We start from the raw sequence: 25,310 nt of genomic DNA on the forward strand, positions 1-25,310 counted from the left end.
TCGTCTCCCGCGCGAACGATCAGAGATCGGCCGGCAGCGGCTCTTTCAGCCAGGTTTGCGAATTTTTTTCCAGCGCACCATCAGCCTTGGCCGTGGTGAGGATGTCGTTGACCTTGCCCAGCAGCGCCGGCTCGTTCTTATTCACGCCAACGTAAACCGGCGAATCCTTGAGTTTCACTTTCAGCGCCGGCACACGTTTCGGGTTTTTCTCGCTGATCGCCACCATCACCACGTTGCCGCTGGCAATCAGGTCGACCTGGCCTGCGAGGTAGGCGGCGATGGTCGAATTGTTGTCTTCGAAGCGTTTGATGGTCGCGCCTTCGGGGGCGACTTTGGTCAGTTCGATGTCTTCGATGGCGCCACGGGTGACGCTGATGGTTTTGCCCTTGAGATCGTCCAGGCCCTTGATGGCGGCGTCTGGTGGGCCGAACACGGCGAGGTAGAAGGGTGCGTAAGCACGGGAGAAGTCGATGACTTTTTCGCGCTCAGGGTTCTTGCCGAGGCTGGAAATCACCAGGTCGACTTTGCCGGTGGTCAGGAACGGGATGCGGTTGGTGCTGTTGACCGGGGTCAGTTCGAGTTTGACCTTGAGTTGGTCGGCCAGCAGTTTGGCGGTGTCGATGTCCAGGCCCCGAGGTTTCATGTCCGGGCCGACCGAGCCGAACGGTGGGAAGTCCTGGGGCACGGCGACTTTGAGGGTGCCGCGCTTGACCACATCCTCCAGACCGTCGGCGTGGGCGGGTGCCTGGCTCAGCATCAGGCTGGCAAACAGGGCGGCGAGGAGGGCGCTGTAACGCATGGTCATGGCAAATCTCCGGATCGGCGGGAAGTGATTTCTGCGGATCGACAGAGCACGGGCCATGCCAAGATTAGGTTTTGGGGGGTGCAGGCCACGGTTTTGCTGGTGTCGTTCGGTCTTACTGGTCTGAACAGTTGAGTGGCATTTCGCACCCTGATGGCGCACCCGTGAAAATTCCCGAACCCCCATGGGGCACGACTTGCCGGGCGTCGCGAATAGCTTTACAACTAGCCGCTCATTGGCCTGGCTCGACTGAAAAAAACCATGAACTCGATTTCCCGCGCCGTACCCGAAGTGGCGCTGCAAGCCATCCGCAAGCTGATCACCGAGCAAGGTTTCGGGGCGGGAGATGCCTTGCCCTCGCAACGGGACCTGGCGGTGCAATTGGGGGTCAGTCGGGCGTCGTTGCGTGAGGCGTTGTCGTCGCTGAGTGCACTGGGCGTGATCAGTATCCAGCCGGGCAAGGGCGTGTTCGTGCAGTCACCGGTCGATCTGCCTCGGGGCGATGCGGCGCCGGGCTGGCCGTTCGCGGCCCAGGCATCGCCGCTGGACATCTTCCAGTTGCGCTATGCGCTGGAAGGTTTTGCCGCCGGGCTGGCGGCCGTGACCCTGAGCACCGATGAGCTCGATGCGCTGGAGGACAATGTCGCCGCCATGCGCAACGAACTGCGTGCCGCCGACTTCGATGCGGCGGCGCGACTGGATTTCGAATTTCACCGGCGCATCCTCCTGGCCAGCGGCAATCAGGCGATGCTGAGCATCCTTTCAGCCAGTGCCGATATCTTCCTGGAGAGCCAGAAGCTACCGTTCATCCGGGCCGAACGGGCCATGGAAACCTGGCAGGAACACCGTAAAATCCTCCGCGCGCTGGCTCGTCGGGCCTCCGGTGCCGCACAAAAGGCGATGCAGGAGCATGTGCGCAATGCCGCCCTGCGTACCGGAATCGCGTTCGTCGCTCCCGCCACCTCATGACTTGAGCTATACCCAAATTCATGGGCCACCATAGCGAGACTCAATCATCTGCGGCTTCCTGAACACGGGAAGGGCGGCTATGATGGGCCACGTTTTTTTATTGCTTACAACCCGGAGACATCCATGAGCAGCGATCTTATCAAGCACGTCACCGACGCTAACTTCGAAGAAGAAGTACTGAAGGCTGCTGGCCCTGTGCTTGTTGACTACTGGGCTGAATGGTGCGGCCCTTGCAAAATGATCGCCCCGGTTCTGGACGAGATCGCTGGCACCTACGCTGGCAAGCTGACCGTTGCCAAGCTGAACATCGACGAAAACCAGGAAACCCCGGCCAAGCACGGCGTACGTGGTATCCCGACGCTGATGCTGTTCAAGAACGGCAACGTCGAAGCCACCAAGGTTGGCGCGCTGTCGAAGTCGCAACTGGCTGCTTTCCTCGACGCCAACATCTAAGCGTTGTTATAAAGCGTCATGAAAAGGCCCCGCATAATGCGGGGCCTTTTCGTTATTGAGGGCTAGACGCTCCGAAACTCAGGTGGTACATTCGGCCCCGCACTGGTTTCTCCACTGCCCCCTGCTAGCCGTCGCCGACGCACTCCTTTTCGAATAAGTACGCGATCCTGTCGCCTTCTCTGCGGCGCGGCCTCATTAAGCCAAAAGCTTAATTTCCCCCCTCCATAAATGATTACGTCATTCCTATATGAATCTGACTGAACTCAAGCAAAAGCCGATTACCGAACTGCTCGAATTGGCCGAACAGATGGGCATAGAAAATATGGCCCGTTCGCGCAAGCAGGACGTGATTTTCTCCCTGCTCAAAAAGCACGCTAAAAGCGGCGAGGAAATCTCCGGTGATGGCGTGCTGGAGATTCTCCAGGACGGCTTCGGCTTCCTGCGCTCCGCTGACGCTTCCTATCTCGCCGGCCCGGACGATATCTACGTCTCGCCGAGCCAGATCCGCCGCTTCAACTTGCGCACCGGTGACACCATCGTTGGCAAGATCCGCCCTCCAAAGGAAGGCGAGCGGTATTTCGCGCTGCTCAAGGTCGACACGATCAACTACGATCGTCCCGAGAACGCGAAAAACAAGATTCTCTTCGAGAACCTGACCCCGCTGTTCCCGACCGTGCGCATGAAGATGGAAGCCGGCAACGGTTCCACCGAAGACTTGACCGGTCGTGTCATCGACCTGTGCGCCCCGATCGGCAAAGGCCAGCGCGGTCTGATCGTTGCACCGCCGAAAGCCGGTAAAACGATCATGCTGCAGAACATCGCGGCAAACATCGCTCGTAACAATCCTGAAGTTCATCTGATCGTATTGCTGATCGACGAGCGTCCGGAAGAAGTGACCGAAATGCAGCGCACCGTGCGCGGCGAAGTGGTTGCCTCGACGTTCGACGAGCCGCCAACCCGCCACGTGCAGGTTGCCGAAATGGTGATCGAGAAGGCCAAACGCCTGGTCGAACACAAAAAGGACGTGGTGATCCTGCTCGACTCCATCACCCGTCTGGCGCGTGCCTACAACACCGTGATCCCGAGTTCTGGCAAGGTGCTGACCGGTGGTGTCGATGCCCACGCCCTGGAGAAACCGAAACGTTTCTTCGGCGCTGCACGGAACATCGAAGAAGGTGGCTCGCTGACCATCATCGCTACCGCGCTGGTTGAAACCGGCTCGAAGATGGACGAAGTGATCTACGAGGAATTCAAAGGCACCGGCAACATGGAGCTGCCTCTGGACCGCAAAATCGCTGAAAAACGCGTGTTCCCCGCCATCAACATCAACCGCTCCGGTACTCGCCGCGAAGAGTTGCTGACGGCCGACGACGAACTGCAGCGTATGTGGATTCTGCGCAAACTGCTGCACCCGATGGACGAAGTCTCTGCCATCGAGTTCCTGGTCGACAAGCTGAAACAGACCAAGACCAACGATGAGTTCTTCCTGTCGATGAAGCGCAAGTAAATCGCAGGAAGTCAGCAGAAGCCGGGGAAACCCGGCTTTTTGCTATCTGATTTTTGATGAACCGGCAGTTCGTGGTTCTGAATAGAGGGGTTCGGCGCTAAACTGCCTGCCCCGAACGCCACGGCCAACACGAGGCTCACGCATGCAGTATCGCGACTTGCGCGACTTTATCAGCGGCCTGGAAAAGCGCGGCGAACTCAAGCGCATCCAGGTTCCAGTGTCCCCAGTGCTCGAAATGACCGAGGTCTGCGATCGCACGTTGCGCGCCAAGGGCCCGGCGCTGCTTTTCGAAAACCCTACCGGTTATGACATTCCAGTACTCGGCAATCTGTTCGGCACCCCCGAGCGCGTGGCGCTGGGCATGGGCGCGGAAGCGGTCAGCGAGTTACGCGAAATCGGCAAGCTGTTGGCGTTCCTCAAGGAGCCCGAGCCGCCGAAGGGTCTGAAGGACGCCTGGTCCAAGCTGCCGATCTTCCGCAAGATCATTGCCATGGCGCCGAAAGTCGTCAAAGACGCGGTGTGCCAGGAAGTGGTCATCGAAGGCGACGATGTCGATCTGGCGATGTTGCCGGTACAGACCTGCTGGCCGGGCGACGTCGGCCCGCTGATCACCTGGGGCCTGACCGTCACCAAAGGCCCGAACAAGGATCGCCAGAACCTCGGCATCTACCGTCAGCAAGTAATCGGCCGCAACAAGGTGATCATGCGCTGGCTGAGCCACCGTGGCGGCGCGCTGGATTACCGTGAGTGGTGCGAGAAACACCCCGGCCAGCCGTTCCCGGTGTCTGTGGCACTGGGCGCTGACCCGGCAACTATTCTGGGCGCCGTGACCCCGGTGCCGGACAGCCTCTCCGAATACGCTTTCGCCGGTCTATTGCGCGGCAATCGCACTGAACTGGTGAAGTGCCGCGGCAACGACCTTCAAGTGCCGGCCACCGCCGAGATCATCCTCGAAGGCGTGATCCATCCGGGTGAAATGGCCGACGAAGGTCCGTATGGCGACCACACCGGCTACTACAACGAAGTCGACAGCTTCCCGGTGTTCACCGTCGAGCGCATCACCCACCGAATCAAACCGATCTACCACAGCACCTACACGGGTCGTCCGCCGGATGAACCGGCGATTCTCGGTGTGGCGCTGAACGAAGTGTTCGTACCGATCCTGCAAAAGCAGTTTCCGGAGATCACCGACTTCTACCTGCCGCCCGAAGGCTGTTCGTACCGCATGGCCATCGTGACCATGAAGAAGTCGTATCCTGGGCATGCCAAGCGGGTAATGCTCGGTGTCTGGTCGTTTTTGCGACAGTTCATGTACACCAAGTTCGTTATCGTCACTGACGACGATATCAACGCACGGGACTGGAACGACGTGATCTGGGCCATCACCACGCGCATGGACCCCAAGCGTGACACGGTGATGATCGACAACACGCCGATCGACTACCTCGACTTCGCCTCGCCGGTCTCCGGCCTGGGTTCGAAGATGGGGCTCGATGCCACGCATAAATGGCCGGGCGAAACCACTCGCGAGTGGGGCCGGGTCATCGTCAAGGATGAAGCCGTTACCCAACGGATCGATGCCATCTGGAATCAGTTAGGAATAGATTGATGCGTGTAACTTTGCAGCCCTCCGGAGCAGTGCTAGAGATTCTGCCCGGCGAGCGGATTCTCGATGGCGCACGGCGCCTTGGCTATGAATGCCCGCAAAGCTGTCGCAACGGCAATTGCCATGTGTGCGGCGCGTTGCTGGTGGAAGGGCGGGTCGAACAAGCCGGCGATGTGCGCGACCATGGCGAGTTCTACACTTGCATAGCAGAGCCGCTGGAAGACTGCATCGTGCTGTGGGATGGCGTGCTCGCGCTGGGAGAATTGCCGGTGCGCAGCGTGTCGTGTCAGGTCATTGAGTGCAGGGACGTCGGCGGCGATACCTGGCGTGTGCGTCTGCGTGCTCCGGCGGGCAAGCCGCCGCGCTATCACGCTGGTCAGTACCTGATGATCGAGCGGGAGAACGGCGAGAAATCCGCCTTCTCCCTGGCCTCGGCACCGCATTCCGGCCGCGATCTGGAAATTCATGTACTGGCGCGCGAAAGCAGTGCCCTGAGCCTGATCGAACAGCTTCAGCGCAACCCGATGGTGCGCATCGAGATGCCATTCGGCGATACCCATCTGGCGGAACTGCCGGACGGTCCATTGGTACTGATTGCTGCCGGTACTGGCATGGGTCAGATCCATAGCCTGATCGAACATTGCCGGGCCACGGGTTTCAAGCATCCGGTGCATCTGTATTGGGGTGTGCGTCGTCCTGAAGACTTTTATGACATTGAGCATTGGGATGAATGGTCGAAGCTGCCCAATCTGTACCTGCATAAAGTCGTCAGCGATCAATGTGGCTGGGGCGGGCGCTGCGGCATGTTGCATGAGGCGGTGTGTGAAGATTTCCCTGATCTGAAAGCCCTGCATGTCTACGCCAGCGGCTCTCCGGCCATGGTCTATGGCACGCTGGATGCGCTGGTCGAAGCGGGGATGGATGCCCATCAGATGCGTGCGGATGTATTCGCTTACGCGCCGCGATCTTGATCCTCGATTTTAAATCGTTATAACTCCCCATATAGCCGATCGGTATTTATAGATTTATATAAATGCCGGTAGGTTATATCTCATTCAGGCAATAAGTTTTGAGCGCCGTCATGGCATTTAAATTGCCTTAAAACATATGTGCCTTATTGTTACAGCGGTGCGTTCTATTAAGTAATTCTTTACCCGCGGGGAGCTGAACGCTATTCGCCATGAGCGCCATTGACTCTGCTTTTTTGAATCTGGCTTACCCTCCGCGGCTCGATCTGGGGCCGCAGCTTACGCACGAACAATTACTCGGCTCAATGCAGGCGACCATGGCACGCCACAAGGGTGGGCCGGTCTGGTTGTTCGCTTATGGTTCGCTGATCTGGCGTCCAGAATGCGCGGCGGTTGAGCGAGTGCGCGGTCGCGTGCATGGCTACCATCGCGGTTTATACCTGTGGTCCCACGAACATCGCGGTACGCCGGAAGTGCCCGGGCTGGTGTTTGGCCTGGATCGCGGCGGCTCATGCAGCGGGTTCGCCTATCGTTTGCCCGAAGAACAACTCGACGCTTCGCTTTATGCACTCTGGCAGCGTGAAATGCCATTCCCGTCCTATCGCCCACACTGGCTCAACTGCCGTCTTGAAGACGGAAGTCAGGTTCAGGCATTGGGATTTGTATTGGAACGGCACCTGCCCAGCTATGCCGGCAACTTGCCGGATCATGTGCTGAGCCAGGTGTTCGAAAGCGCCTGCGGGCGTTACGGCACCACTCGCGAGTATGTCGAGCAGACTGCGCACGCCCTGCGTAGCCACGCCATGCCAGACCGGAATCTGGAGGCGCGGCTCAAGCGCTGCAAATCAAAGGCCGATCAAGCGATCGCTTCGCGGCTCTGACTGGCGACTTGCTTGTGCCACAGCGTTGGCGCAAGGAAGGCCATCGCCAGCAGGCATGCACCGATCAGCAAGACGAAACCGCCGTCCCAGCCGAAGTGGTCCACTGTGTAGCCCATTGCTGCACTGGCCGCGACCGAACCACCCAGATAACCGAACAGACCCGTGAAACCTGCTGCAGTGCCGGCGGCTTTCTTCGGCGCCAGTTCCAGTGCTTGCAGGCCGATCAGCATTACCGGGCCGTAGATCAGGAAGCCGATGGAGACCAGCGCGATCATGTCGACAGTCGGGTTACCGGCCGGGTTGAGCCAGTAAACCAGCGTTGCCACGGTCACCAGCGCCATGAACACCATGCCCGTCAGGCCGCGATTGCCACGGAAGATCTTGTCCGACATCCAGCCACACAGCAGCGTGCCCGGGATCCCCGCCCACTCGTAGAAGAAATAGGCCCACGAAGTTTTATCCACAGTGAAGCCTTTGGCTTCCTTGAGGTAGGTCGGTGCCCAGTCCAGCACGCCATAACGCAGCAGATAGACGAAGACGTTGGCCATGGCGATGTACCAGAGCATCTTGTTGCGCAGCACGTACTTGACGAAGATTTCCTTGGCGCTGAATTCCTCTTCGTGGCTGGCGTCGTAGCCTTCCGGGTAGTCGTTCTTGTACTTCTCGATCGGCGGCAAGCCCACCGATTGCGGGGTGTCGCGCATGGTCATGAAGGCAAATACCGCCACCGCCAGAGCCACCGCCGCCGGTACGTAGAACGCGGCGTGCCAGTCGTTGAACAGCCCCATGCCGAGCAGGAACAGCGGGCCAATCAGACCGCCGCCGACGTTGTGCGCCACGTTCCACACGGACACCACGCCGCCGCGTTCTTTCTGTGACCACCAGTGCACCATGGTCCGGCCACTCGGCGGCCAACCCATGCCCTGGGCCCAGCCATTGATGAACAGCAGGATGAACATCATGGTCACGCTGGACGTTGCCCACGGCGCGAAACCGAAAATGAACATCACACCGGCCGACACCAACAGGCCAAACGGCAGGAAGTAGCGCGGGTTGGAGCGGTCGGACACCAGGCCCATGAGGAACTTCGACAGACCATAGGAAATCGCGATCGCCGACATCGCCAGACCCAGTTGACCACGGGTGTAACCCTCGTCAATCAGGTATGGCATGGCCAGGGAGAAGTTCTTGCGCAGCAGGTAGTAACCCGCATACCCGATGAAAATCCCGGCGAAGATCTGCCAGCGAAGGCGTCGATAGGTACTGTCTATTTTTTCTTCAGGCAATGGAGCCTGATGTGCGGCAGGACGAAAGAAAGCAAACATTCAAGAGCTCCAGATTTCTTGTTTTGACTGCGGATGCGAATGTTACAGTTTCGTTACCGAAAATAGCACCGGTTCGCATCGGCCAAAAAGCGGAAATGTTGGAGATTGCATGTTCTTTTATGAACATGTCGCTCAGATATAAATACAGGGCGTTGTGGGGATGGCGGGAACTGGGTCGCAGGGCTGCGACCCGGTATAGGTAAAACAGCTCAGGTAAACAATCAGCGAACCTGAACCACCACTTTCCCGACCGCCTTGCGCTGGCCAAGATCATTGATGGCCTGCGCCGCATCGCTCAGCGGATACACCTGCGACACCAGCGGCTTCAACTTGCCCTCGGAAAACCAGCCAAACAGTTGCTGGAAGTTCGCCGCGTTGTCCTGTGGCTGGCGTTGGGCGAAGGAGCCCCAGAACACGCCGATTACTGCCGCACCTTTGAGCAGTGCCAGGTTCACTGGCAGCTCAGGGATTCGTCCGCTGGCGAAACCGACCACCAAAAGCCGGCCGTTCCAGGCGATGGCGCGGATCGCCTGGTCGAACAGGTCGCCGCCCACCGGGTCGTAGATCACGTCAGCGCCTTGGCCGTCGGTCAGGCGTTTGATCTCGTCCTTGAGGCTGGTTTCGCTGTAGTTGATCAAATCATCGGCGCCGGCGGCCTTGGCCACCGCGAGTTTTTCCGCGCTGCTGGCGGCGGCTATAACGCGAGCGCCCATGGCTTTACCGATTTCCACCGCGGCGAGGCCCACACCGCCGGAAGCGCCGAGCACCAGCAAGGTTTCGCCGGGTTGCAAGTTGCCCCGTTGCTTGAGGGCGTGCATCGAAGTGCCGTAGGTCATGCTGAATGCGGCAGCGGTGTTGAAGTCCATCGATGACGGGATCGGCAGCACGTTGTAGCCCGGCACCGCAACTTGCTCGGCAAAGCTGCCCCAGCCAGTCAGGGCCATGACCCGGTCACCGACCTTGAGGTGGCTGACCTTCTCGCCCACCGCGCTGACCACCCCGGCCGCTTCGCCACCCGGAGAAAACGGGAAGGGCGGTTTGAACTGGTATTTGCCCTCGATGATCAGCGTGTCCGGGAAATTCACCCCGGCGGCGTGCACGTCCAGCAGGATTTCGTTCTTCTTTGCGACAGGACTGGCGACGTCTTCCAGCACCAGCGATTCGGCAGGGCCGAAGGCTTTGCACAGCACGGCTTTCATCAGGGCTATTCCTTTGGGAGTGATGGCCGATAAGTGTAGGTGTGTGAGTCATTGGGTCAACGAGCATGCCCGACCCTGATAGTCAGCCATAAGCTTGTGCTTGAGCGGCGGGTCGTTATGCCAGGCCGCAAAACCGGATAAGGAGCGAATTGTGAAAGCGTGGATCATGTTGTTGCTGGCCCTGTCTCTGCCTGTGGCAGCGATGGCCGAAGAAGCCAAAGAAGGTGAAGCCCCGAAGGTCAACTACATCACCCTGAGCCCGCCATTCGTGGGCAACTATGGGCTGGACGGTACGCCCAAGCTCAAGGTCTACAAGGCCGATGTGGCGTTGCGGGTGACCGGTGAGGAGGCCACCAAAGCAGTGAAGGCCAATGAGCCATTGATCCGTAATCAGCTGGTGGCGTTGTTTGCGCAACAGACCACTGAAGCCATGAACAACGTCGAAGCCAAAGAAAAGCTGCGTCAGGAAGCCTTGAAGCAGACGCAGCAAGTGATGAACGACGAGACCGGCAAACCGGTGGTTGAGGATTTGTTGTTCAACAACCTGATCATTCAATAAGTCTTTTACTGTCTGGGCGGGCCTCCTCGCGAGCAAGCTCGCTCCCACATTGAATCTGCATTCACTGGAGATCCCCTGTGGGAGCGGGCCTGCCCGCGAAGGGCGCGACTCGGTCCTTCAGGACGCCAAGCTCTTGCGAAACCGCATCAGCGCAATGGTAAAAAACAGCAGACCGATGGCGCTCAATGCCAGCAAGTCCGGCCAGACCACACGGATGCCAGCGTCGCGAAACAGTATCGCGGCGCTGAGGCTGACGAAGTGCGTCGATGGCGAGCCCTGCATCACCCATTGCAGCCATTGCGGCATGCTGTCGAGCGGCGTACTGCCGCCAGAGAGCAGCAACATCGGGATAATCACCGGAATCGCCAGCAGGCCGAACTGCGGTGTCGAGCGGGCGAGGGTCGCAAGGAAGATCCCCAGCGCCGTGCTGGCGAACAGATAAACCGCTGTCACCAGCAAAAACAGGGCCATGGAGCCGGCAAGCGGCACGCCGAGGGCGCGTTTGACTATCACTTCCAGCGAGACCCAGGTGCACAGCACCACCACCAGCATATTGCTCCAGATTTTCGCCAGCATGATCTCCAACGCCGTCAGCGGCAGCACCAGTAAATGGTCGAGGGTGCCGTGTTCGCGCTCACGCAGCAGCGCTGTGCCCGTCAGGATGATGGCGAGGATGGTGATGTTGTTGACGATCTGAATCACCGCCAGGAACCAGCCACCCTCCAGATTGGTATTGAACAGCGCTCGTGTCGTCAGCAGCACAGGGGTCTTGCTCGCCGCCTCGCTCTGGCCACTGTAGGTCAGCAGCTCGCGCTGGAAAATCCGTCCGATATACCCCGCGCCCATGAACGCCTGGCTCATGGCGGTGGCGTCAACGTTGACCTGCACCGCCGGCTGGTGACCGCCCAACAGATCTGCCTGAAAATTGGCCGGTACATTGATCACGAAGGTGTATCGCCCGCTGTCCAGCACTTCGTCCATTTGTTCATAGGGCAGCGACACTGGGGGCTGGAATTCCGGTGGTTGCAGGGCTTGGGCCAGTTGTCGTGACAGGTGACTGTGATCTTCATCGACCATGGCCACACTGGCGTTGTGCACGCCGATCACGGAGCCAGCAGCCGGCATGTAGATCGCCACTGTAAAGGCGTAGAACAGGAACAGCAGCAACACGCTGTCATGTCGCAGGCTCGTGAGTTCCTTGAGGCCAAGACGCAGGATGTGCGCGAGCTTGTGCATCAGACCTCCTGCTTTTTCAGCATGGCCAGGCTAAGCCCGGTGAACGCGAGAAAGAACCCGAACAGTACCAGGCATTGCGGCCACAATTGCCGGATATCCAGCGCCTTGGTAAAGGTGCCGACGGCGATATCGAGGAAGTAGCCCGCCGGAAACAGCATCCCCATGACTGCCGCCGCGCCGTCCAGGGAGGAGCGCGGCACGATCAAGCCGGAAAACTGAATGGTCGGCAGGCTGGTGATGATCATGGTGCCGAGGATGGCGGCAATCTGGGTTCGGGTGAATGCCGAAATCAATAGGCCCATGCTGGTGGTCGCCAGCACGTAGAGCAGCCCGCCGAAGGCCAGGGTCAGTGCGCTGCCCTTGAAGGGCACGCCGAACAGCCAGCGATTCATGGCCGTCAGGACGGCGAGGTTGATCAGGCTGACGGCCAGATACGGCGCCTGTTTACCTAACAGGAACTCCAGGCGGGTCAGCGGTGTAGCGTAGAAGTTGGTGATCGAGCCCAGCTCCTTCTCCCGTACTATGCCCAGTGCAGTCAGCATGGCCGGGATGAACGCCAGGATCAGCGCCATCACCCCGGGACCGATGGCATTGACGCTGACGACATCCTGGTTGTAGCGAAAACGGGTTTCCAGTTTGGCTGCCGCTTGTCGGTTCAGCGCGGTACTGGACTGCTCGGCCAATTGCTCCAGGTTGGCCAGGTGTACCGCTTCCACATAGTTGCGGCTGGTTTCGGCGCGAAACGGCATGCCACCATCGAGCCAGGCCGCCACCGCGGGTTGGCGACCGGCGAACAGGTCTCGGCCGAACCCTGGCGGGATCTCCAGCGCCAGTTTGATTTCCGAGCGCTGCAGTCGTCGATGCAATTGCGCCGCATCACTTATAGGGGGTTGCTCATCGAAGTAACGGGAGCCGCGGAAGGCCTCCAGATAAGCCCGGCTTTGCGGGGTCTGATCCTGGTCGTAAGCCGCGAAGGCGAGTTTCTCCACATCCAGGGAAATGCCGTAGCCGAAGATCACCATCATCAAAATCGCCCCGAGCAGGGCGAAGGCCATGCGTACTTTATCGCGCAGCAGTTCCTTGCTTTCACGACTCGCCAGTGCCCGCAGCCGTCCAAAACTGAAGCGACGGTCTTTCATCGGTGTGGTCAGTGCGAGCGTCGCGTCGATGGGCGATGGCGGCGTCTCCGTTGTGACCGGGCCTTGGGCCTGTTCCAGGCAGGTGACAAACGCTGCCTCCAGTGTCTGGCCCTTGAACTGCTGTTGCAGGGCTGCCGGGGTGTCGCAGGCCAGTACCTTGCCGGCGTGCATCAACGAGATGCGGTCGCAGCGCTGGGCTTCGTTCATGAAATGGGTGGACAGGAAAATCGTCACGCCCTGTTCGCGGGACAGTTCGATCAGCAGTCGCCAGAAATCGTCCCGGGCCGCCGGGTCGACACCGGAGGTCGGTTCGTCGAGGATCAGCACTTCCGGGCGATGCAGCACCGCCACCGCCAGGGATAACCGTTGGCGCAGGCCAAGCGGCAATGCACCGGATGGCTGATGAGCGACGCTGCCCAGGTTGAAGCGCTGGATCAGCTCGTCGATGCGCTGAGCGCTGTCGGCCTTGGGCAAGTCGAACAGCCGCGCGTGCAAGTCCAGGTTCTGCCGCACGCTGAGTTCACCATACAGAGAGAAACTCTGGGACATGAAACCAACGCGTTTGCGGGTGGCCAGATCCTTGGCGTTCACCGGATTACCCAGCAACGTGGCGTGACCTTCGCTGGCCGGAATCAGCCCGGTGAGCACTTTCATGGTGGTGGTTTTGCCACAGCCGTTGGAACCCAGAAACCCGAAGATCTCACCGCGACCGATGGCGAAGCTGACCTTGTCCACAGCCGTGAAATCGCCGAAGCGCAGGGTCAGGTCATGGGCTTCGATGGCGATGTCGGTTGTGGCATTGGCTCGAGGAGGGATTGCCAGTGGCTGGTTGTCATGGCCGGTGTCGCCCTGAAAATGGGTGAAGGCCTCATCAAGTTTGCCACCAGGAGTAACCGCTTCCAGTTCGCGGCTCAAACCGGCGGCGATCAGCTTCCCGCCATCGAGCATCAGGCAGTGTTCGAACTGCTCGGCCTCTTCCATATACGCGGTGGCGACCAGCAGCGTCAGTTGCGGGCGTTGGCGTCGAACGTCATCAATCAACTCCCAGAAGCGCCGACGGGACAAGGGATCGACGCCAGTGGTCGGCTCATCGAGGATCAACAGGTCCGGTTCATGGATCAGCGCACAACAGAGGCCGAGCTTCTGTTTCATTCCGCCCGACAGCTTGCCAGCCGGGCGCTCGGCAAACCGCAGTAGATCGGTGGCCAGCAGCAGGCCGTGCATGCGCTGATCGCTTTCGGCCGGGGGCAGCCCGAACAGTGTGGCGAAGAAGTGAATGTTCTCGCGGATCGACAGTTCAGGGTACAGGTTGCCGCCCAGACCTTGAGGCATGAACGCGATGCGCGAGTAGAGGCTGTTGCGGTGGCGCCGGTCCTGGATCGAGCCACCAAGCACTTCCAGTTGGCCGTCTTGTAATGTCTTCACACCGGCGATCAATGCCAGCAGGCTGGATTTACCGGCACCATCCGGACCAATCAATCCGCACCGAGTGCCGGCGGGCAGGCTAAACGTGATGTCGGTCAGCGCATGCAGTTCGCCATAGCGGTGCTGAAGGCGGGTGGCATGCAGTGCCAGGCCGGTCATTGAAGATTGGCCGGCCAGTCAATGGGAGCGGTGCGCACGTAGCCATTGCCGGGCATTCCCGGTTTGGCCTGGGGCATGGCGCTGGGGTGGGTCAGGTGTAGCTTGACCCGAAACACCAGTTTCTGACGTTCGTCGCGGGTCTCGACTTCTTTGGGCGTGAACTGCGATTTGGCTGCCACGAAGCTGATTTTCGCCGGCAATGGCTGGTCGGGCAGGGCGTCCAACAGGATCCGCGCTTCATCGCCGACCGCCAGGCGTCCGGCGACGGATGCCGCAAGATAGAGGTTCATGTATTGGTCGTTCGGGTCAATCAGTAGCAACACTCGCCCACCAGCGCCGAGCACTTCACCGGGTTCGGCCGTGCGAAGCTGAATCACCCCATCGATGGGAGCCCGCAAGCTGCTGTCGTCGATTTCGCTGGTTAACTGAGCGACTTGGGCTTGTGCCGCGCCAATGGCTGCGCCGACGGCGGACACTTGAGCGCGGGCCGCAGTGACGGCCGCATTGCTGGTGTCGAAGCGTGACTGTTGTTGGTCGATGATCTGGCCGCTGGCGAAACCGCGCTTGAACAACTCCTGGGAGCGTTTGAGCTCTTGATGGGCAAGCAGTTGCTCGCTCTGGCGCAGTTGCACATTGGCCTGGGCGGCGGAGAGGTTTTCCCGGGTGCGTATTACTTCAGCTTCAGCCTGCCTGCGCTGGGCTTCAAGGGTCCGGGTGTCCATGCGTGCCAGCAGTTGACCTTTGGTTACCTTGTCGCCTTCGTCCACAAGTACTTCAGCCAGCCGGCCGGGTGTCTTGCTGGCGATCTGCACTTCTGTGGCTTCAAGTCGACCATTGCCGACATACAACCCTTCAGGCAGTCGGCTCAGCGTCGACTTCCAATAACCAAACCCCCCAGCCGCCAGTAGCAAAGCCCCCAGTAAAAAAGCGAAGAAAAGTGAAGAGCGGCTGTGCATCGACATGTCAGCATCCTGCGTCTGTAGCGCCGTAGTCTGACAGGACAAGCGCCTGAGCGCGTTGATGTCAGTCAACTGAGGGCCAGGCTGTCCGCTCGGCAGTGGTAAACCACGGCGACCGGTAGTTTTGCTTTATTTAGCCAGATCAAACACCGCTGCCCATTGTTCAGCCGTCACCGGCATCACGGACAGTCTCGAGCCTTTCTGCACCAGCGGCATCTCGGCCAGCGCCGTTTGCTGCTTCAGATAGTCCAGCTTCAGCACCTTGGGAAACGTCTTGACGTGAACGACATCGATTGCGCTCCAGGCATTTTTCTCTGCAGTGGCCTTCGGATCGAAGTAGTGGCTGTCTGGCTCCAGCGCCGTCGGGTCCGGGTACGCGGCTTCGACAATCTTGCCGATCCCGGCAATCCCCGGCTCCGGGCAGCTGGAGTGATAGAAGAAAAACTCGTCACCCACCGCCATGGCCCGCAGGAAGTTACGCGCCTGGTAGTTGCGAACCCCGTCCCAGCGCGCTCGGCCAAGCTTCTCCAGGTCTTTGATCGAGAGTTCGTCGGGCTCGGATTTCATCAGCCAATAGGCCATGGTTTTTGCTCCTTGCGAGGTGTGCGGGCAGTGGTGGGTCAATTTTATGACAAACCGACAGTCGGTTGACGCCAGCGTTTGCGTGTCGGTTCACGTTGTCGCAAAATGCCGGCCTTCCAAGCTTGACGCTGCTGCACGGCCTACACCTAAACGGAAACCGCTGCTGTCATCGTGTTGATGTGCCTTGAGGGGGGCAATCGATGAAACGCAAACCGGATTTACTATGGATATTGGTTATTTTGTTCGGTTTGGGCGTCGTGACCACCGGCTATGCCCAAAGCCTGTGGAACAACAAACCCGATGCTCCCGTCGAGATCGCACAGCAACAGCCGGCGGCCTTCAAGCGCTGAACCCGTCTTTCGACGCCGCTGAAATCAGTGGCGTCTAGTCCGCGAAATACCACGCCTTGTCCGTGACCGTTCCCTGCAGCGGTACATCCCAGCTCGCCTGAGCCAATCGTTGAACCTTCTGACATTCGTGGGCCAGACCCAGTAGCGTCGGCTTGCGCCAGTCTTTGCGGCGCGCCAGGTACGCCAGGCTTCGGTCGTAGAAACCACCGCCCATTCCCAGGCGTCCGCCGACATCGTCAAACCCCACCAGCGGCAATAACACCAGGTCCAGCGCCCAGACCTTGCGTTGTCGGGCGATGTTGTACCGTGGTTCGGGGATGCGAAAACGGTTGGGTTTGAGCTTTTCGCCGGGACGAATCCGCTGGAACACCATTTTGGTTTGCGGCCAGGCACTGAGCACCGGCAGATACGTGGCCTTGCCCCGACGTTGCGCGGCACGCATTAGCAGGCGCGGATCGATTTCACCGTCCATGGGCAGGTACAGAGAGATGTGTTTTGCGCGGCGGAACAGCGGGTGCTGGGCCAATTGTTTATACAGCCCGCGAGCGGCCTCGCGCTGCTGACTGGGGGTCAGTGCGCGGCGGGCCTTGCGCAGCATGCGTCGAAGTTGCGGTCGGGGCAGCAGCGCAGGTTCGGTCATGGATTCAGGCTTCGGATGTGCGAGTACTGAAAGCGTACCCGTAAAAAAGCCGATGCCGGTATGAAAACCGGCATCGGACTGGAATCAGGCTCCCCGGATGAACCGCTGTCGACTTAGCCCTTGAACCCGAAAGTTCAAGGTGGAAGATGCAGTAGGCTTTAAGGCTTTCCGTCTAGCGGACATGCACACCAGCCCAACGTGCAACCTCCAGGGTAGTGCGAATCGGCTCAGGGACGTCGTCAACTGGCAAGCACCCCAGGGAGTGATGCGAGTATACCTCAAGCGGTTACGCGAATCAGCCCTTGGTGACATCCGGATCAGTGGCGAGCACCAGATCGACGCGGTCCAGCAGGTCGCGAACCTGTTCTCGGGTCGAGCCGCTGGCCTGCACATCCGCACGATCTTCCTTGTGCAGAAGATCGTGAGTGATGTTCAGCGCGGCCATCACGGCGATGCGGTCGGCGCCGATGACTTTGCCGCTGCTGCGGATTTCGCGCATCTTGCCGTCCAGATAACGAGCGGCACTGATCAGGTTGCTGCGCTCTTCCTGGGGGCAGATGATCGAATATTCTTTGTCGAGGATCTGCACGGTAACGCTATTGCTTGAACTCATGAGTCTTGCTCCAGAGCCTTGAGGCGCGAAATCATCGATTCGACCTTACGCCGGGCGATTTCATTTTTTTCAATGAGGTGCGCGCGTTCCTCGCGCCAGGTCTTTTCCTGAGCTAATAGGAGTCCGTTCTGACTCTTTAGTTGCTCGACTCGAGTAATTAGCAGTTCGAGTCTGGCCATCAGCGCTTGCAGGTCGGTGTCTTCCATTGGGTCCACTGGGTTTGTGTCTGATGGTAGGTAACAGGCGGACAGCCTTTAATAGTCTTGGCGAGTCTGTCGATGTAGGATACAAGGCCTTCATTCTAGACATAGCGCCGTCTGGCGCCTAGCTGCCCATGCCCATTCAGAATTCTCCGTACCAAGCCTTTGCCACCCTGCTGACTTCCAGCGGTCATAACGTCTCGCCTGCTGAATTGCATGGCCTATTGCTGGGTCGCAGTTGCGCCGGTGCCGGATTCGATGCCGACGGCTGGCTGATCGATGCTGCCGAGCTGCTCGAAAACGAGCCGAAGGATAATGTCCGCAACGCTCTGATCGGCTTACAGGAGATGGTCAAAGGCGAACTCACTGGTGACGACGTGACCGTCGTTCTGCTGCTGCCGACAGATGATGAGCCGCTAGCTGACCGTGCTGCTGCACTGGGCCAATGGTGCCAGGGCTTCCTCAGTGGTTTCGGCCTCAACTGCCGTGACAGCAGCATGTTAAGCACCGAGGCCACTGAAGTGCTGCAGGATTTGGCGGCCATTTCTCAGGTGCAAGACGCCCTGGAGGAGTCCGAAGACGGCGAAAGCGACTACATGGAAGTCATGGAGTACCTGCGCGTCGCACCGCTGCTGCTGTTCTCCGAAACCAAAAAAGCGGATGCGCCGGCTGCGGCCAAGCCGTCACTGCATTAATTGTTTGCCAGGGAAAGCCATCTGCCCATGATCCATATCCCGAAATCGGAATACAGCCGTCGCCGCAAGGCCTTGATGGCGCAGATGGAACCCAACAGCATCGCCATCCTGCCCGCCGCCGCGGTGGCCATCCGCAACCGCGATGTCGAGCACGTCTACCGCCAGGACAGCGATTTCCAGTATCTCAGCGGTTTTCCCGAGCCTCAGGCCGTCATCGTCTTGATGCCTGGCCGTGAGCATGGCGAATACGTGCTGTTTTGCCGGGAGCGTAATGCCGAGCGAGAGTTGTGGGACGGCCTGCGTGCCGGCCAGGAAGGCGCGATCCGCGACTTCGGCGCCGACGACGCATTCCCCATCACCGACATTGACGACATCCTGCCGGGCCTGATCGAAGGTCGCGACCGGGTGTATTCGGCCATGGGCAGCAATCCGGAATTCGATCGGCACCTGATGGACTGGATCAACGTGATCCGCTCTAAAGCGCACCTCGGCGCCCAGCCGCCGAACGAATTCGTTGCCCTGGATCATCTGCTTCACGACATGCGCCTGTATAAATCGGCGGCAGAAGTGAAGGTGATGCGCGAAGCCGCACGGATTTCCGCCCAGGCACATATTCGTGCGATGCAGGCCAGCCGTGCCGGTTTGCATGAGTTCAGTCTCGAAGCCGAGCTCGATTACGAGTTCCGCAAGGGCGGAGCGAAGATGCCGGCCTATGGGTCGATCGTCGCGGCGGGGCGCAACAGCTGCATCCTGCATTACCAACAGAATGACGCGGTGCTCAAGGACGGCGATCTGGTGCTGATCGACGCCGGTTGCGAGATCGACTGCTACGCCAGTGACATCACCCGCACCTGGCCGGTCAACGGCAAGTATTCACCGGAGCAGAAGGCGATTTACGAGTTGGTCCTGGCTTCCCAGGAAGCGGCGTTTGCCGAAATCGCCCCGAACAAACACTGGAATCAGGCGCATGAAGCCACGGTCCGTGTCATTACCGCCGGGCTGGTGAAGCTGGGCCTGTTGCAGGGCGACGTCGACGAGTTGATCGCCAGCGAAGCCTATAAAGCGTTTTACATGCACCGTGCCGGCCACTGGCTGGGCATGGATGTGCATGATGTCGGCGAGTACAAGGTGGGCGGTGAATGGCGCGTGCTGGAAGTCGGCATGGCGCTGACGGTCGAGCCGGGCATTTATATTGCTGCGGACAACCAGAGCGTGGCGAAAAAATGGCGCGGCATTGGCGTGCGCATTGAGGACGACGTGGTGGTCACCAAAACCGGTTGTGAAATCCTGACTAACGGCGTACCGAAAACGGTCGCCGAGATCGAAGCCTTGATGGCCGCTGCACGGACACAAGCAGCATGAGTCGAGTCAATCTGGCAATCATCGGTGGTGGCCTGGTCGGCGCCAGTCTGGCGTTGGCATTGCAGGCCGGGGCCAAGGCCCGTGGCTGGAAGATTGTGCTGATCGAACCGTTTGCCCCCGGCCACACCTACCAGCCGAGCTATGACGCCCGTTCTTCGGCGCTGTCGTTCGGCGCCCGGCAGATTTATCAACGGTTGGGCGTGTGGCAGGAAATCTCCCGCCGCGCCGAGCCGATCAAGCAGATTCATGTTTCCGACCGTGGACGTTTCTCCACAGCGCGGCTGTCGGCGATGGAAGAAGGCGTTCCGGCGCTGGGTTATGTGGTGGAAAACGCCTGGCTCGGACAATGCCTCTGGCAAGGTCTGGACAAGGACGTGATCAGTTGGCGTTGCCCGGCGGAAGTTACCCGCATGGAGCCGCTGACCGACGGCTATAGCCTGACGCTCGACGATGAAACCCTGCTGGAATGCGACCTTGCGGTGTTGGCCGATGGCGGGCGTTCGGGTCTGCGTGAACAACTGGGGATCGGCATCAAAAAACGCCCGTACAACCAGAGCGCGCTGATCGCCAACATCACCCCGAGCGAGGCCCACAACGGCATGGCCTTCGAGCGCTTCACCGACGACGGCCCAATGGCTTTGCTGCCATTGCCGGAAAACCGCTGCGCTCTGGTCTGGACTCGTCTGGGCATGGATGCGCAACGGCTGGCAGTCCTTGATGAGCGCAGCTTTCTCGGCGAGTTGCAGGGCATTTTCGGTTATCGCCTGGGCACGCTGAAGCAGGTTGGCGCACGGCATCTATATCCGCTGTCGCTGATCGAGGCCGAGGAACAGGTTCGCCCGCACCTGGCGATTCTCGGCAACGCCGCCCATAGCCTGCATCCGATTGCCGGACAGGGTTTCAACTTGTCCCTGCGCGATGCCCAGGCCTTGGCCGATACTTTGTTGGGCAGCGAGACCGCACTGGGCGATTTCGTCACCTTGCAGGCTTATCGAGAGCGTCAGCGAATGGATCAGAACCTGACCGTGGGCTTTTCTGATCAGGTCACCCGGTTATTTGGCAGCACTCAGCCGCTGGTTTCCCTGGGGCGCAACATTGGGTTGCTCGGCCTCGATTTGCTGCCGCCGGCCAAGCGCTGGTTCGCCCGGCAGGCCATGGGTTTGGGTACGCGTCCCGATGTTTGAGCCTGCGCACTGGCAAGTCGATATTCATGACAGCGCGAGCACTTTGCTGACACGCGTTGAAGAAACCCTTTACCTGCGGCTCAAACCGCAAGCGAGACAGGCTTAAAGCATGGAAATGCGCGCAGATCTGCTGATTGTCGGAGCCGGAATGGTCGGCAGTGCCCTGGCGCTGGCGTTACAAAACAGTGGGCTTGAAGTCCTGCTGTTGGACGGTAGCCCCCTGAGCGTCAAACCCTTCGATGGGCAGGCTCCGTTCGAACCACGGGTGAGCGCCTTGTCGGCGGCCAGCCAGCGAATACTCGAACGTCTGGGCGTCTGGGATGGCATCGCCAATCGACGCAGTAGTCCATACACCGACATGCACGTCTGGGACGGCAGCGGCACCGGGCAGATCCATTTCTCGGCGACCAGTGTGCATGCCGAAGTGCTCGGGCATATCGTCGAGAATCGCGTGGTTCAGGACGCCTTGCTCGATCGACTGCACGACTGCGATCTCGGGATGCTCGCCAATGCGCGTCTGGAGCAGATGCGCCGCTCCGGTGACGACTGGCTCCTGACCCTGGCCGATGGCCGCACCTTGCGGGCGCCTTTGGTGATCGCGGCGGATGGCGCCAACTCGGCTGTGCGGCGTCTGACCGGGGTTGCGACCCGCGAATGGGATTACATGCACCATGCGATCGTCACCAGCGTGCGCAGCGCAAAACCTCATCGAATGACCGCGTGGCAACGATTCACCGACAACGGCCCGCTGGCGTTTCTGCCGTTGGAGCGGGACGGTCAACAGGATTGGTGCTCGATCGTCTGGTCGACCACGCCGAGCGAAGCCGAACACCTGATGGCGCTGGACGACGAAGGCTTCTGCAAGGAGTTGGAGCAGGCCTTCGAAGGCTGTCTCGGCACGGTGCTCAGCGCTGACCCGCGCCTGTGCGTGCCGCTGCGTCAGCGTCATGCCAAGCGTTACGTGGCTGAAGGCCTGGCGCTGATCGGCGACGCGGCCCACACCATCCATCCGTTGGCGGGGCAGGGCGTGAACCTCGGTTTCCTCGATGCCGCGGTACTGGCCGAAGTGCTGCTGCAAGCGGCTGCGCGGGGTGAGCGGTTGGCGGACGTGAAAGTGCTCAGTCGTTATGAACGTCGGCGCATGCCCCACAACCTGGCGTTGATGGCAGCGATGGAAGGATTCGAGCGTTTGTTCCAGGCCGATCCGTTGCCGGTGCGCTGGTTGCGTAATACCGGGTTGAAGATGGTCGATCAGATGCCTGAGGCCAAGGCGTTGTTCGTGCGTGAGGCGCTTGGGTTGATCGGGGATCTGCCGGCGCTGGCCAAGGCTTGAGATCTTCGTTGGGGCTGATGGCCTCTTCGCGGGCAAGCCTCGCTCCTACAGGTATTGAGTCAATCGCGACATTGGCGAACGACACAAAAACCTGTAGGAGCGAGGCTTGCCCGCGAAGGCGTCGGTACATCCACCACCAATCCCAGCTGTGCAACATCTGGTAACGCCTCAATCCACTGTTCGATTGAGAAACGAAATGTGAGTCCTTATCATTTGGCATCAATTCCCCATTCGAGAGACCGCTTCCATGTTGGCACCCAAGCGTCTACTGACCGCACTGGCCCTGACCCTGATTGGCAGCACCGCCGCCCAGGCTGCCGACGAGGTGGTGGTTTACTCCTCGCGTATCGATGAGCTGATCAAGCCGGTCTTCGATGCCTACACCCAGAAAACCGGCGTGCAGGTGAAGTTCATCACCGACAAGGAAGCGCCGCTGATGCAGCGGATCAAGGCCGAGGGCGAAAACGCCACCGCCGACCTGCTGCTGACCGTCGATGCCGGCAACCTCTGGCAGGCCGAGCAGATGGGCATCCTCCAGCCATTCACCTCCAAGGTGATCGACGCCAACATCCCGCTGCAGTATCGCGCTTCTTCCCATGCCTGGACCGGCCTGAGCCTGCGGGCGCGGACCATCGCCTACTCCACCGACCGGGTGAAACCCGGTGAGCTGACCACCTACGAAGCCCTGGCCGACAAACAGTGGGAAGGCCGTCTGTGCTTGCGCACGGCGAAGAAGGTCTACAACCAGTCCCTGACCGCCACCATGATCGAAGTCCATGGTGCCGAGAAAACCGAGAAGATCCTCAAGGGTTGGGTCAATAACCTGTCCACAGACGTGTTCTCCGACGACATCGCCGTACTGGAGGCGATCAACGCCGGTCAGTGCGATGTCGGTATCGTCAACACTTACTACTATGGCCGTTTGCACAAACAGAAGCCGGACCTGCCGGTGAAGCTGTTCTGGCCGAATCAGGGCGATCGTGGCGTGCACGTCAACCTGTCGGGCATCGGCCTAACCAAGCACGCGCCGCACCCGCAAGCTGCCAAGGCGCTTGTGGAGTGGATGACCACGCCTGAAGCGCAGAAGATTTTCGCTGACGTGAACCAGGAATTCCCGGCCAACCCGGCAGTGGCTCCTTCGGAAGAAGTAGCGGCCTGGGGCAAGTTCGTTGCCGATACCCTGCCGGTGGAAGTGGCTGGCAAGCGTCAGGCAGAAGCGATCCGGATGATGGATCGGGCTGGCTGGAACTGAGTCTGTCGATATACTGCGCCACAGAATGAAGTCAGCGGTGTCCCTGCCGGCCTGATCATTCCCACGCTCTGCGTGGGAATGCATCCACCGACGCTCCGCGTCGAGGCGTGACGCAGAGCGTCACAAGATGTGTGCCCACGCAGAGCGTGGGCACAATCATTTAAACGAGAGCTTTCCTTGGCCCACCCCGCCCAACGCCGCTGGTATCCCCTGGTCTTCGCCATTGCTGCGCTGGTCCTGCTGCCCCTGAGCGTCTTGCTTCTCTCGTGGCAAACCATCGATCAGCAAATCTGGTCCCACCTGTGGGATACCCAGATGCCACGGTTGTTGGGCAATACCCTCACGCTGGTACTCGGCGTCGGTTTCGGCGTAACGCTGCTGGGCGTCAGCCTGGCCTGGCTCACCAGCCTCTGCGAATTCCCCGGGCGGCGTTGGCTGGATTGGGCGCTGATGTTGCCGTTTGCGATTCCTGCTTACGTGCTGGCCTTCGTCTTCGTCGGCCTGCTGGATTTCGCCGGCCCCGTGCAAACCCTACTGCGCGAATGGTTCGGCAGCGGTTTGAGGCTACCGCGAGTGCGCTCCACGGGCGGTGTGATTCTGGTGCTGGTACTGGTTTTCTATCCGTACGTTTACTTATTGGCGCGTACCGCATTCCTGGCTCAGGGCAAAGGCTTGATGGAAGCAGCGCGAGTCCTTGGACAATCCCCGTGGCAGGCGTTCTGGCACGTGGCGTTGCCCATGGCACGTCCGGCCATCGGCGCGGGAGTGGCGTTGGCGCTGATGGAAACCCTGGCGGATTTCGGTGCGGTGTCGGTGTTCAACTTCGATACGTTCACCACCGCTATCTACAAAACCTGGTACGGCTTCTTCAGCCTTTCCACCGCCGCGCAACTGGCCAGCCTGTTGCTGTTGGTGGTGATGGTGGTGCTGTATGGCGAGCGCCGTGCCCGCGGGGCCAACCGGGCGAGCAACGAGCGGCCACGGGTCAAGGCGTTGTATCACCTGCGCGGGGTCAAGGCGCTGGCGGCCATGAGCTGGTGCGGTCTGGTATTCGCCTGCGCCTTCGTCATTCCCGTGCTGCAACTGGTGGTGTGGTTCTGGCAACGCGGACGCTTCGATCTGGATGAGCGCTATACCGGATTGATCATCCATACCCTGTACTTGGGCGGCATGGCGGCGTTGATCACCGTCAGTGTCGCGCTGGTGCTGGCCTTTGCCCGTCGATTGGCGCCGACCCGTGCGATTCGTTCCGGCATCAGCCTGGCCAACCTTGGTTATGCCTTGCCGGGCTCGGTGCTGGCGGTATCGATCATGCTGGCGTTCAGTTACCTGGATCGCGAACTGGTAATCCCGCTGTCGGGCTGGCTTGGCGGCGCGGGCAAACCGTTGCTGCTGGGCAGTTTGTCGGCGTTGTTGCTGGCCTATCTGGTGCGTTTTATTGCAGTGGCCTATGGACCGCTTGAAAGCAGTCTGGCGCGAATACGGCCATCTTTGCCTGAAGCAGCACGTAGCCTTGGCGTCAGCGGGCCACGACTATTTTTCAAAGTGTATCTGCCGCTGCTGCTGCCGGGCACGTTGAGCGCTGCATTGCTGGTGTTCGTCGATGTGCTCAAGGAAATGCCCGCGACCCTGCTGATGCGCCCATTCGGCTGGGACACGCTGGCAGTGCGGATCTTTGAAATGACCAGCGAGGGCGAGTGGGCGAGGGCCTCGTTGCCGGCACTGACACTGGTGTTGGTCGGGCTGTTACCGGTCATCGGATTGATCCGACGTTCGGCGCATCGAAACGCGTAGGTGTCAGTCCTACACCTTGCGGCTACAATGCGCGGCATTCGGTGCGGTCCGTCCTCGGATCGGGTTGCTGAAATCGGCTGAAAGCCTTTATTTACAGGCATTTCATCCCGTACAGCGC

24 protein-coding genes, 1 other RNA gene and 1 pseudogene are annotated in these 25,310 nt (G+C 59.9%); 15 read left to right on the top strand and 11 right to left on the bottom strand.

Annotated features, from left to right (window positions below; translation table 11 throughout):
• Nucleotides 1-19 precede the first annotated feature (19 nt).
• Complete coding sequence (locus CKW20_RS07865) at nucleotides 20-805, bottom strand: transporter substrate-binding domain-containing protein (protein ID WP_095052430.1); 786 nt, start codon at nucleotides 803-805, stop codon at nucleotides 20-22.
• 258 nt (nucleotides 806-1,063) lie between these two features.
• Between CKW20_RS07865 and CKW20_RS07870 the strand changes: the two genes are divergently transcribed.
• From CKW20_RS07870 to CKW20_RS07895, 6 genes are all read left to right on the top strand, one after another.
• On the top strand, nucleotides 1,064-1,771 hold the full coding sequence (locus tag CKW20_RS07870; RefSeq protein WP_095052431.1) for a FadR/GntR family transcriptional regulator: 708 nt from the start codon (nucleotides 1,064-1,066) through the stop codon (nucleotides 1,769-1,771).
• A gap of 123 nt (nucleotides 1,772-1,894) precedes the next feature.
• Nucleotides 1,895-2,224 carry a thioredoxin TrxA gene (gene trxA / locus CKW20_RS07875; RefSeq protein ID WP_007899382.1) on the top strand — a complete coding sequence of 110 codons (330 nt, stop codon included), beginning with the start codon at nucleotides 1,895-1,897 and terminating at the stop codon, nucleotides 2,222-2,224.
• Nucleotides 2,225-2,471: 247 nt separating this feature from the next.
• A complete protein-coding gene (gene rho, locus CKW20_RS07880) occupies nucleotides 2,472-3,731 on the top strand; it encodes a transcription termination factor Rho (RefSeq protein ID WP_007899384.1) in 1,260 nt (419 codons plus the stop codon).
• A 142-nt stretch (nucleotides 3,732-3,873) separates the two neighbouring features.
• Nucleotides 3,874-5,340, top strand: a complete 1,467-nt coding sequence (ubiD, locus tag CKW20_RS07885) for a 4-hydroxy-3-polyprenylbenzoate decarboxylase (protein ID WP_007899385.1) — start codon at nucleotides 3,874-3,876, stop codon at nucleotides 5,338-5,340.
• Nucleotides 5,340-6,308: a CDP-6-deoxy-delta-3,4-glucoseen reductase gene (locus CKW20_RS07890; protein ID WP_095052432.1), complete on the top strand. Its 969-nt coding sequence runs from the start codon at nucleotides 5,340-5,342 to the stop codon at nucleotides 6,306-6,308. Before ubiD ends, CKW20_RS07890 begins: the two co-directional genes overlap by 1 nt.
• Before the next feature lie 209 nt (nucleotides 6,309-6,517).
• Nucleotides 6,518-7,186, top strand: a complete 669-nt coding sequence (locus CKW20_RS07895; protein WP_095052433.1) for a gamma-glutamylcyclotransferase — start codon at nucleotides 6,518-6,520, stop codon at nucleotides 7,184-7,186.
• Here CKW20_RS07895 and glpT read toward each other — a convergent pair.
• Entirely contained in the window at nucleotides 7,162-8,511 is a 1,350-nt protein-coding gene (glpT, locus tag CKW20_RS07900) for a glycerol-3-phosphate transporter (RefSeq protein WP_095052434.1), read from the bottom strand. The genes CKW20_RS07895 and glpT overlap by 25 nt on opposite strands.
• A gap of 221 nt (nucleotides 8,512-8,732) precedes the next feature.
• Nucleotides 8,733-9,710 carry an NADPH:quinone oxidoreductase family protein gene (locus CKW20_RS07905; protein WP_095052435.1) on the bottom strand — a complete coding sequence of 326 codons (978 nt, stop codon included), beginning with the start codon at nucleotides 9,708-9,710 and terminating at the stop codon, nucleotides 8,733-8,735.
• Between the two features lie 151 nt (nucleotides 9,711-9,861).
• On the opposite strand from CKW20_RS07905, the gene CKW20_RS07910 reads away from it, so the two are divergent.
• Nucleotides 9,862-10,269 carry a flagellar basal body-associated protein FliL gene (locus CKW20_RS07910; protein ID WP_038980837.1) on the top strand — a complete coding sequence of 136 codons (408 nt, stop codon included), beginning with the start codon at nucleotides 9,862-9,864 and terminating at the stop codon, nucleotides 10,267-10,269.
• A 117-nt stretch (nucleotides 10,270-10,386) separates the two neighbouring features.
• Here CKW20_RS07910 and CKW20_RS07915 read toward each other — a convergent pair whose 3' ends face one another.
• The 4 genes from CKW20_RS07915 to CKW20_RS07930 all read right to left on the bottom strand — a co-directional run bounded on the left by CKW20_RS07915 (nucleotide 10,387) and on the right by CKW20_RS07930 (nucleotide 15,769).
• On the bottom strand, nucleotides 10,387-11,505 hold the full coding sequence (locus CKW20_RS07915) for an ABC transporter permease (protein ID WP_095052436.1): 1,119 nt from the start codon (nucleotides 11,503-11,505) through the stop codon (nucleotides 10,387-10,389).
• Nucleotides 11,505-14,228, bottom strand: coding sequence for a ribosome-associated ATPase/putative transporter RbbA (gene rbbA / locus CKW20_RS07920; protein WP_095052437.1), 2,724 nt, complete (start codon nucleotides 14,226-14,228; stop codon nucleotides 11,505-11,507). Before rbbA ends, CKW20_RS07915 begins: the two co-directional genes overlap by 1 nt.
• Nucleotides 14,225-15,190, bottom strand: coding sequence for an HlyD family secretion protein (locus tag CKW20_RS07925; protein WP_095052438.1), 966 nt, complete (start codon nucleotides 15,188-15,190; stop codon nucleotides 14,225-14,227). The genes rbbA and CKW20_RS07925 overlap by 4 nt, the downstream gene beginning before the upstream one ends.
• A 126-nt stretch (nucleotides 15,191-15,316) precedes the next feature.
• Nucleotides 15,317-15,769 (bottom strand): EVE domain-containing protein, encoded by a 453-nt coding sequence (locus tag CKW20_RS07930; RefSeq protein WP_095052439.1) that lies wholly within the window; start codon nucleotides 15,767-15,769, stop codon nucleotides 15,317-15,319.
• A gap of 200 nt (nucleotides 15,770-15,969) precedes the next feature.
• On the opposite strand from CKW20_RS07930, the gene CKW20_RS29540 reads away from it, so the two are divergent.
• Complete coding sequence (locus CKW20_RS29540; protein WP_095052440.1) at nucleotides 15,970-16,119, top strand: hypothetical protein; 150 nt, start codon at nucleotides 15,970-15,972, stop codon at nucleotides 16,117-16,119.
• A gap of 34 nt (nucleotides 16,120-16,153) precedes the next feature.
• Here the strand turns inward: CKW20_RS29540 and CKW20_RS07940 are convergent, their stop codons facing one another.
• The 4 genes from CKW20_RS07940 to CKW20_RS07955 all read right to left on the bottom strand — a co-directional run bounded on the left by CKW20_RS07940 (nucleotide 16,154) and on the right by CKW20_RS07955 (nucleotide 17,578).
• On the bottom strand, nucleotides 16,154-16,759 hold the full coding sequence (locus tag CKW20_RS07940; protein WP_095052441.1) for a 5-formyltetrahydrofolate cyclo-ligase: 606 nt from the start codon (nucleotides 16,757-16,759) through the stop codon (nucleotides 16,154-16,156).
• A gap of 86 nt (nucleotides 16,760-16,845) precedes the next feature.
• Nucleotides 16,846-17,024, bottom strand: a non-coding RNA gene (gene ssrS, locus CKW20_RS07945) — 6S RNA.
• 30 nt (nucleotides 17,025-17,054) lie between these two features.
• Nucleotides 17,055-17,372: a cell division protein ZapA gene (locus tag CKW20_RS07950; RefSeq protein WP_030129075.1), complete on the bottom strand. Its 318-nt coding sequence runs from the start codon at nucleotides 17,370-17,372 to the stop codon at nucleotides 17,055-17,057.
• Nucleotides 17,369-17,578, bottom strand: coding sequence for a TIGR02449 family protein (locus tag CKW20_RS07955; protein ID WP_007982902.1), 210 nt, complete (start codon nucleotides 17,576-17,578; stop codon nucleotides 17,369-17,371). Before CKW20_RS07955 ends, CKW20_RS07950 begins: the two co-directional genes overlap by 4 nt.
• A gap of 128 nt (nucleotides 17,579-17,706) precedes the next feature.
• Between CKW20_RS07955 and CKW20_RS07960 the strand changes: the two genes are divergently transcribed.
• The 7 genes and pseudogenes from CKW20_RS07960 to CKW20_RS07990 all read left to right on the top strand — a co-directional run bounded on the left by CKW20_RS07960 (nucleotide 17,707) and on the right by CKW20_RS07990 (nucleotide 25,192).
• Nucleotides 17,707-18,267, top strand: coding sequence for a YecA family protein (locus CKW20_RS07960; protein ID WP_095052442.1), 561 nt, complete (start codon nucleotides 17,707-17,709; stop codon nucleotides 18,265-18,267).
• A gap of 27 nt (nucleotides 18,268-18,294) precedes the next feature.
• The gene (pepP, locus tag CKW20_RS07965) at nucleotides 18,295-19,629 is read left to right on the top strand and encodes a Xaa-Pro aminopeptidase (RefSeq protein ID WP_030129073.1); all 1,335 of its coding nucleotides are present in this window, start codon (nucleotides 18,295-18,297) and stop codon (nucleotides 19,627-19,629) included.
• A complete protein-coding gene (gene ubiH / locus CKW20_RS07970; RefSeq protein ID WP_095052443.1) occupies nucleotides 19,626-20,813 on the top strand; it encodes a 2-octaprenyl-6-methoxyphenyl hydroxylase in 1,188 nt (395 codons plus the stop codon). The genes pepP and ubiH overlap by 4 nt, the downstream gene beginning before the upstream one ends.
• 13 nt (nucleotides 20,814-20,826) lie before the next feature.
• Nucleotides 20,827-20,919 (top strand): annotated as a pseudogene (locus tag CKW20_RS29815) (tetrameric acyl-CoA thioesterase); the annotation flags it as partial.
• A 9-nt stretch (nucleotides 20,920-20,928) separates the two neighbouring features.
• Nucleotides 20,929-22,146, top strand: a complete 1,218-nt coding sequence (locus CKW20_RS07980; protein WP_176466875.1) for a 2-octaprenyl-3-methyl-6-methoxy-1,4-benzoquinol hydroxylase — start codon at nucleotides 20,929-20,931, stop codon at nucleotides 22,144-22,146.
• Between the two features lie 247 nt (nucleotides 22,147-22,393).
• Entirely contained in the window at nucleotides 22,394-23,398 is a 1,005-nt protein-coding gene (locus tag CKW20_RS07985) for an extracellular solute-binding protein (RefSeq protein WP_095052445.1), read from the top strand.
• 177 nt (nucleotides 23,399-23,575) lie between these two features.
• Nucleotides 23,576-25,192: an iron ABC transporter permease gene (locus CKW20_RS07990; RefSeq protein ID WP_095052446.1), complete on the top strand. Its 1,617-nt coding sequence runs from the start codon at nucleotides 23,576-23,578 to the stop codon at nucleotides 25,190-25,192.
• Nucleotides 25,193-25,310 lie beyond the last annotated feature (118 nt).

The organism is Pseudomonas sp. Irchel s3b2, from assembly GCF_900187445.1.
Classification (GTDB): domain Bacteria; phylum Pseudomonadota; class Gammaproteobacteria; order Pseudomonadales; family Pseudomonadaceae; genus Aquipseudomonas.

Bases quoted from the DNA above. Each gene is read 5' to 3' on its own strand.
- CKW20_RS07865 (WP_095052430.1), bottom strand. From the start codon at position 805: ATGACCATGCGTTACAGCGCCCTCCTCGCCGCCCTGTTTGCCAGCCTG.
- CKW20_RS07870 (WP_095052431.1), top strand. From the start codon at position 1,064: ATGAACTCGATTTCCCGCGCCGTACCCGAAGTGGCGCTGCAAGCCATC.
- trxA (WP_007899382.1), top strand. From the start codon at position 1,895: ATGAGCAGCGATCTTATCAAGCACGTCACCGACGCTAACTTCGAAGAA.
- rho (WP_007899384.1), top strand. From the start codon at position 2,472: ATGAATCTGACTGAACTCAAGCAAAAGCCGATTACCGAACTGCTCGAA.
- ubiD (WP_007899385.1), top strand. From the start codon at position 3,874: ATGCAGTATCGCGACTTGCGCGACTTTATCAGCGGCCTGGAAAAGCGC.
- CKW20_RS07890 (WP_095052432.1), top strand. From the start codon at position 5,340: ATGCGTGTAACTTTGCAGCCCTCCGGAGCAGTGCTAGAGATTCTGCCC.
- CKW20_RS07895 (WP_095052433.1), top strand. From the start codon at position 6,518: ATGAGCGCCATTGACTCTGCTTTTTTGAATCTGGCTTACCCTCCGCGG.
- glpT (WP_095052434.1), bottom strand. From the start codon at position 8,511: ATGTTTGCTTTCTTTCGTCCTGCCGCACATCAGGCTCCATTGCCTGAA.
- CKW20_RS07905 (WP_095052435.1), bottom strand. From the start codon at position 9,710: ATGAAAGCCGTGCTGTGCAAAGCCTTCGGCCCTGCCGAATCGCTGGTG.
- CKW20_RS07915 (WP_095052436.1), bottom strand. From the start codon at position 11,505: ATGCACAAGCTCGCGCACATCCTGCGTCTTGGCCTCAAGGAACTCACG.
- rbbA (WP_095052437.1), bottom strand. From the start codon at position 14,228: ATGACCGGCCTGGCACTGCATGCCACCCGCCTTCAGCACCGCTATGGC.
- CKW20_RS07925 (WP_095052438.1), bottom strand. From the start codon at position 15,190: ATGTCGATGCACAGCCGCTCTTCACTTTTCTTCGCTTTTTTACTGGGG.
- CKW20_RS07930 (WP_095052439.1), bottom strand. From the start codon at position 15,769: ATGGCCTATTGGCTGATGAAATCCGAGCCCGACGAACTCTCGATCAAA.
- CKW20_RS29540 (WP_095052440.1), top strand. From the start codon at position 15,970: ATGAAACGCAAACCGGATTTACTATGGATATTGGTTATTTTGTTCGGT.
- CKW20_RS07940 (WP_095052441.1), bottom strand. From the start codon at position 16,759: ATGACCGAACCTGCGCTGCTGCCCCGACCGCAACTTCGACGCATGCTG.
- CKW20_RS07950 (WP_030129075.1), bottom strand. From the start codon at position 17,372: ATGAGTTCAAGCAATAGCGTTACCGTGCAGATCCTCGACAAAGAATAT.
- CKW20_RS07955 (WP_007982902.1), bottom strand. From the start codon at position 17,578: ATGGAAGACACCGACCTGCAAGCGCTGATGGCCAGACTCGAACTGCTA.
- CKW20_RS07960 (WP_095052442.1), top strand. From the start codon at position 17,707: ATGCCCATTCAGAATTCTCCGTACCAAGCCTTTGCCACCCTGCTGACT.
- pepP (WP_030129073.1), top strand. From the start codon at position 18,295: ATGATCCATATCCCGAAATCGGAATACAGCCGTCGCCGCAAGGCCTTG.
- ubiH (WP_095052443.1), top strand. From the start codon at position 19,626: ATGAGTCGAGTCAATCTGGCAATCATCGGTGGTGGCCTGGTCGGCGCC.
- CKW20_RS07980 (WP_176466875.1), top strand. From the start codon at position 20,929: ATGCGCGCAGATCTGCTGATTGTCGGAGCCGGAATGGTCGGCAGTGCC.
- CKW20_RS07985 (WP_095052445.1), top strand. From the start codon at position 22,394: ATGTTGGCACCCAAGCGTCTACTGACCGCACTGGCCCTGACCCTGATT.